Source organism: Sandarakinorhabdus oryzae (assembly GCF_009733735.1).
GTDB lineage: Bacteria > Pseudomonadota > Alphaproteobacteria > Sphingomonadales > Sphingomonadaceae > Sandarakinorhabdus > Sandarakinorhabdus oryzae.
The window spans coordinates 22,800-29,331 of sequence record NZ_WNJP01000023.1 but is presented as its reverse complement, the minus strand read 5'-3'; the positions used below and the strand labels follow the sequence as shown (position 1 = coordinate 29,331).

4 protein-coding genes and 1 pseudogene are annotated in these 6,532 nt (G+C 65.4%); 3 read left to right on the top strand and 2 right to left on the bottom strand.

Features of this window, described 5'->3' with window-relative positions; translation table 11 throughout:
• Positions 1-333, top strand: a pseudogene (locus GJ693_RS16755) (hypothetical protein); the annotation flags it as partial.
• 82 nt (positions 334-415) lie between these two features.
• Positions 416-1,441: a hypothetical protein gene (locus GJ693_RS04210; RefSeq protein WP_156255082.1), complete on the top strand. Its 1,026-nt coding sequence runs from the start codon at positions 416-418 to the stop codon at positions 1,439-1,441.
• 30 nt (positions 1,442-1,471) lie between these two features.
• Here the strand turns inward: GJ693_RS04210 and GJ693_RS04205 are convergent, their stop codons facing one another.
• A complete protein-coding gene (locus GJ693_RS04205) occupies positions 1,472-3,139 on the bottom strand; it encodes an amidohydrolase (RefSeq protein ID WP_156255081.1) in 1,668 nt (555 codons plus the stop codon).
• Positions 3,136-5,067 (bottom strand): S9 family peptidase, encoded by a 1,932-nt coding sequence (locus GJ693_RS04200; protein WP_197041952.1) that lies wholly within the window; start codon positions 5,065-5,067, stop codon positions 3,136-3,138. Before GJ693_RS04200 ends, GJ693_RS04205 begins: the two co-directional genes overlap by 4 nt.
• Before the next feature lie 122 nt (positions 5,068-5,189).
• Between GJ693_RS04200 and tolB the strand changes: the two genes are divergently transcribed.
• Positions 5,190-6,524, top strand: coding sequence for a Tol-Pal system beta propeller repeat protein TolB (gene tolB / locus GJ693_RS04195; protein WP_156255080.1), 1,335 nt, complete (start codon positions 5,190-5,192; stop codon positions 6,522-6,524).
• Positions 6,525-6,532 lie beyond the last annotated feature (8 nt).

The window sequence follows — 6,532 nt, the reverse complement described above, 5'->3', positions numbered from 1 at the left end:
CGCGCCACCGTCGATCCGCGCGCCGCCGCCACGCTCGCCCAGGCCATCCGCGCCCAGGTCGCGCCCTGCTGGAACCCACCCGTCGGCGGCCGCGACGTGCGCCGCATGACCGTGGTGGTGACCGTGCAATACAGCCGCGATGGCCGCGTGATTGGCCTTCCTGTCGCCGGCACCCCCACCGGCATGACCGCCGCCAACGCCGACTATGCCCGCGCCTTCACCGAAACCGCCCGCCGCGCCGTGCTGCGCTGCCAGCCGTTGAAGCTGCCGGCAGAGTTGTACGATTTGTGGGCGAGCGTGGAGATCAATTTTGATCCGGAAGAGATGACCTGATAACCCCCAGCGACACGCGATTGACTTGCGTCATATTGCAGATGATGTTCTGCTGACTTGCTGTCGGAACTGGAGTTTGTCGATGCGTTGCCTGCCGGCCATGCTGCTATTGTTGGCGGCTTCACCCGTCGTGTCCCGTGAACTGGCAGTTCCGCTCGATAAGGGCTGGCAGCACGCGCAGACGGGACTGATCCTGCCGGCCCGCATCGACGGATTGCAGCGGACGGAGCTGAGCGATGCCACTGAAGGTGAACACGACATCGCCGCCCAGTTCGAAAGCGAAGACGGCAATGTCACGGCCACGATCTTTCTCTATCATGCCGCAATCCCCGACGTGGCGATGTGGTTCGAACGGTCGGAGACCGCCATTGTGAGCGGAGAGCGCTTCCGCAACGCGGTGCCCATAGCGGTCAATCCGACCGCCTTTGCCGTTGGCAGCGCTGGCCCAGGCCCGGCGCTGCGTCAGACCTGGGATGTTCCCGACAGCGCGTTCCGCAGCACCGCCTTGGCCGTCATGCCTTTGGGCCAATGGCTGGTCGCGGTGCGGCTGTCTTCGCACTCGCTGTCGGGCACTGCGCTGAATGAGCGACTGCAATCCGTGATCAGCGCCGTGGTCTGGCCCGCAAATGCCGCACCGAATGCAGTGGCGTCGGTGATGCAGCCGTGTTCGGTGCCACTACGCTTTACCAAGGCAAAGCGCATGAAGGCCGGCCGAGCCGGTATGCTATTGTCCCTACTCGGGGCGGCGGTCGAGAAAAAAGGGCCGCCGGATGCCCCGGCAGGGCCGCCACCGACATGGTGCCGCGACGGTGAGGTGCGACCTGATTATTCAGTGTATCGCGCCAATGCGGCAACAGATGCCTATATAATGGCAATCTTTGACACCGGTCGAGTGGTTCGGATTCGACCCTCTCTTTCTGGTCTCATGTCGAGCAGTGGCAAGCGAAGCTGGTCTGTCGAGGTGGTCGATGTAAACGGCAACACATCAATCTACGACGATTTCACCTCATTGCCGGCACCAGAGCAAGCCTGGGCACTGATCAATACCAGCCAGCCATCCGGCATAGTGTCAGGCAAGAATGCGACAGTCGAAGCCACACCCAAGTGACGGCTGCGATATTGCTTTACGGCAGCATTTTCAGCGATCCGCCTCCCACACGAACCGCCCTTCCTTCATCGTCCCCACCACCTTGATCCCGCGGATGCGCGCCACCGGTGTTGTCAGCGGGTTGGCACTGAGCAGGGTGAAATCGGCCAGTTTGCCGGCTTCGATGCTGCCCCGCCGCCCTTCTTCGCGATAGGCCCAGGCCGGGTTGATGGTCAGCGCCTTCAGGCCGGCCCAGGCGTCGAGGCGCTGGTTGGGGCCCAGCACGAAGCCACTGCGTGTGGTGCGGGCCATGCTGGTCCACAGGATGAACATCGGATCCAGCGGCGTGACGATGAAATCGCTGTGGTTGCTGGCGTGCAGGCCGAGCGCCATCGCGCTCTTGATGGGAGAGATGTGGGCGGCGCGCTCTTCGCCGAAGTTGCTGCGGTGGACGTCGCCCCAGAAGAATGTGTGATTGGTGAAATAGCTCGGCGTGATGCCGAGCGCGGCGTAGCGCGGCAGTTGATCGGGGCGCTGCACCTGGCTGTGGATCACAATCGTCCGGTGATCGGCGGGGAGCTTCAGCGTGTCGACCGCATTGATCACGTCGTCCATCGCGGCATCGCCATTGGCGTGGATGAACAGTTGCAGGCCAAGGCTGCTGGCGGCCCTGGCAGTGGCGAGGAAGGCGGCATAGGGCTGGATGCCCTGCGCCCGCCAATTCTCCTGTCCGTTGGGGCCGCCGTGCTGATAGGGCACACTCATATAGGCAGTGCGGCCTTGCGGGCTGCCATCCTGGGTGATCTTGATGCCCTGCAGTTTCAGGCGACCCTGCCATTGGCCGAACGGATAGGCGGGATTGCCGGCCCAGCGCTTGAAATCGACGAAGCTGGGCAGCGCAACCACGTCGAGCACAAGCCGGCCCTGTGCGGCGGACGCTTCCAGCAGGTCGAGATCGGCGATGTTGCTGAAGCCATCATTGGCCAGCGTGTAGCCGTTCTGCGCATAGAGGCGCTGCACCGCCGCCAGATTCTGCAGGCGCTGCGCCCGCGGCGGCGGCTTCAGCGCTGGGCCGGCCAGCATCAGCGCACTTTCCCAGAGTTGGCCGTTCGGCGTGCGCCCATCGGCTTCGCGGTTGATCAGGCCGCCTTCGGGCGCCTTGCTGTCCGGCGTCACGCCGATCGCTGCCAGCCCGGCACTGTTGAGCACGGCGCCGTGGCCGGACACATGCATCACCAGCACTGGCCGACCCGGAAAGCGCGTATCGAGATCGCGGCGATTGAGGTCGCGCTTGTCGCTGAGCAGGCTGGCATCATAGCCCCAGCCCACCAGCCACTCATCGGGCGCAATCTTCAGCCTCGCCTCGCCCTCGGCCAGCTTGGCCACCAGATCGGCGATGCTGGCCACGCTGCCCACCGGCGCACCCGACACATTCACCCGCCGCGCCAGATCGACCGCCATCATCAGATGGCTGTGCGCATCGACCAGGCCGGGGATCAGGGTGCGGCCCTTGAGATCCAGCGGCGGCGTCCCCGGCCCGGCGACCCGGCGCGCCTCTGCCAACGGCCCGGCGAAAGCGATCCTGCCGCCCGCCACCACCACCGCGGCCACCGTCTGCGGCCGGTCGCCCACCATGGTGAGGATCGGGCCGCCGTGGATCAGCAGGTCAGCCGCGCCGGCCGGGCTGGCCAGCAGCACCGCCAGCGCCAGGCGCTTCATTTGGCCGGCTTCAGATAGCGTTCGAACCAGTCCAGCGTGCGGCTCAAGGCATCGAGCTGGTTCTCGCGCTTCTGGAAGCCATGGCCTTCCGCCTTGTAGAAGATTGTTTCGACCGTGTTGCCCTTGGCTTTCAGGATGTCGGCCACCTCCTGCGCCTGGCCGCGCGGCACGCGGATGTCATTCTCACCCTGCAGGCTGAGCAATGGCGCGCTCGCATTGCGGATGAAAGTCAGCGGCGAGGCGGCTTCATAGACGCCCTTATACTCGTCGGGCGCGCCCAAGAGGCTGCGCTGATAGGCCTGCAGGCGGGCGTCCTCATGCTCCCACATGGTGCGCCAGTTGATGATGCCATATTGCTGCACGGCCGCCGCGAAGGCGCCCGGCGCCTTGCCGATCGCCATCAGCGTCATGAAGCCGCCATAGCTGCCGCCGGTGATACCAACGCGCTTGGCATCGACATAGCCGGTGGCGACAAGGAAATCCTTGGCCGACAGCACGTCCTTCAGATCGCCGCCGCCCAGATCCTTGTGGTTGGCCTCCTGGAAGGCGCGGCCATAGCCGGTGGAGCCGCGGAAATTGGGTTGGATCACCAGATAGCCGCGGCTGGCGAACAGCGCGGCGGTGCGGCTGAACCCGTCCTGGCTCTGCCCGGTGGGGCCACCGTGCGGAATGACGATCGCCGGTGCGCTGCCATCGCGCTTCAGGTTGAACGGCATGGTCAGCACGGCGCTGAGCAAGGTGCCATCAAACCCCTTGAAGGTGACGATCTCGGATTTGGGCAGATTGGCCGGCGTCAGGCTGGCCAGCGCCGTCTGTGTGATCGGCTGGCTGGTGCCGGTTGCGATGTCATAGCGGAACAGGTCCGATGGCGTGTCCGCCCCGCCATGGCCGAAGATCAGGCTGCCGCCATCGGGCGCGAACGAGGTGCCAAAGCCGACATTCACCCCCGGCGGCAACGGCAGCGGGCGAATCTGCAGGCTGGCCGTATCGACCAGCGCCAACGTGGAGCGGCCATCGGCGTTGGTGCGCACCAGCATGGTCTTGCCATCCGGGCTCATCGCGCCAGTCACCTGTTCCCACGGTGTCGCCGCCAGCCAGCGCAGCTTGCCGGTGCCGGCATCGAGCACGCCGGCATGATCCTGGCCGGTGCCTTCATCGCTGGTGATGGCAATGCGGCTGCCATCCGGGCTGGCGGCAGACGCGCCTTGATTCACGCCCTTCTTGCCCAGCAGCAGGGCGGCCTGACCGGTTGCCACATCAATACGCCACACCTGGCCTTCGCTGCCGCCCGTCGTGGTGCGGTTGGCGATCAGCGTGCGGCCGCCATCGGTGAAGGCCACCGCCTGCCAGTTCCACTGCGGATCGGTTTCGGCGGTGATCAGGCGCAGCTTGCCGCCTTCAAGCACAGCGAGATTGGTCTGCGCTGCGCCCTTCTGCTTGTGGCCGACGGCGATGGTGCCATTGGCGGCGATCAGCGGATCGGATTCGTCGACATCATCGCTGTGCGTCACCTGCTCCACTGCACCGCCGGCGGCGGGTACGCGGTAAAGGTCGTGATACTCGTTGCCGCCCTTGTCCTGCGTGAAATAGAGCCAGCGACCATCGGCAGAAGTGGCCAGACCGCTCTGCACGTCATCGGATTGCACCATCTGCACCGGCCAGCTGCCGCCCGCCGCCATGCGCCAGATGTTGAACCGGCCCGACAGGTTGCTGACCAGGAAGATGGTCTTGCCGTCGGGGCTCCACACCGGATCGATGGCGCTGCGCGTGAAGATCAGATCGGCCACCGGAACCGGGCGCGCTTCAGAGTTGATGGGCGAAACCAGGCTGGCCGGATCGGTGAGCGGGCGCGGCGGTGTCGGCACGGCGGCAAGCGCGGGCGCCGCGGCCAGCAACAACGCGGCGCGCAGCATGGTGTGGCGTATCATGATCGTCCCCCAATTTCTGTATTATCAATACAATACGCAATCGTTGCACAGCAGTAGCATCCGGCGCAAGGGCAGGTGCAGTTTAACTCCCGTTCAGCTTCCCCCCCTGATATGAACATGTCATGCGCTCGATTCTGCTTGCTGCCATCCTGTTGGCCTCCCCTGCCCTGGCGCAGACGGCCGCGCCCCTGGGCGCTCCGCTGCGCGTGGATATCAACGCCGGCCTGATGCAGCCGATGCCCATCGCCGTGCCGGCCTTTGCGCCGGGCAATGGCGCCAGCACCGAGGCTGGCACCACCACCCAGCTGGGTGAGCGTGCCGCCCAGGTGATCGCCAATGATCTCAAATCCTCCGGCCTGTTCAAGCCGATCGATCCGGCGGCCTACACCACCACGGTGGGCATCGATGATGTGCTGAAACCCGATTTCCCCGCCTGGCGCACCATCGCGGCACAGGCGCTGGTCACCGGCACAGTCACCGCCAATCCCGATGGCGGCATCACGCTCGCCTGTTATGCCTACGACGTGTTCGCCGGCAGTGAGATCGCGCGGCAGGGCTTTGTCACCACGGCGGCCGGCTGGCGGCGGGCAGCGCACAAATGCGCCGATCTCGTCTATTCGCGCCTCACCGGCGAGGCCGGCTATTTCGACAGCCGCATCGTCTATGTCAGCGAAACCGGCCCGCGCACGAAGCGGATCAAGCGGCTGGCCATCATGGATCAGGACGGCGCCGGCCACCGCTTCCTCACCTCGGGCCAGAATCTCGTGCTGACCCCGCGCTTTGCGCCCGGGCAGCAGACGATCACGTACATGAGCTTCGAGAACAACCGCCCGCGGGTGTGGCTCTACACGCTTGGCACTGGTCGCCAGGAAGCGGTTGGCCAGTTCGCGGCGATGACCTTTGCGCCGCGCTTCTCACCCGATGGGCAGAACCTGGTGTTCTCGATGGCGGTGGGCGGCAATACCGATATCTATCGCTTCAACATCGCCACCCGCAGCGTGACGCGGCTGACCAGTGGCCCGGGCATCGACACCTCGCCGAGCTATTCGCCTGACGGAAGCAAGATCGTGTTTGAAAGCGATCGCGGCGGCAGCCAGCAGGTCTATGTGATGAACGCCGATGGCAGCGGCCAGAGCCGCATCAGCTTTGGCGAAGGCCGCTCGGCCAGCCCGGTGTGGAGCCCGCGCGGCGATTATATCGCTTTCACCCGCATCGGTGGCGGCCGCTTCGGCATCGGCGTGATGCGTCCCGATGGCTCGGGCGAGCGGCTGCTGACCAATGGCTATCAGGATGAAAGCCCGGCCTGGTCCCCCAATGGCCGCGTCATCCTGTTTGCCCGCGGCGACCGGTCGGGGCGCTCGGGCTTGTGGTCAGTTGATATTTCCGGTTTGAATGAACGTCGTATCGCGACGCCGCTGGATGCCTCTGATCCGGCCTGGTCGCCACTGTTGCCCTGAATCACAGA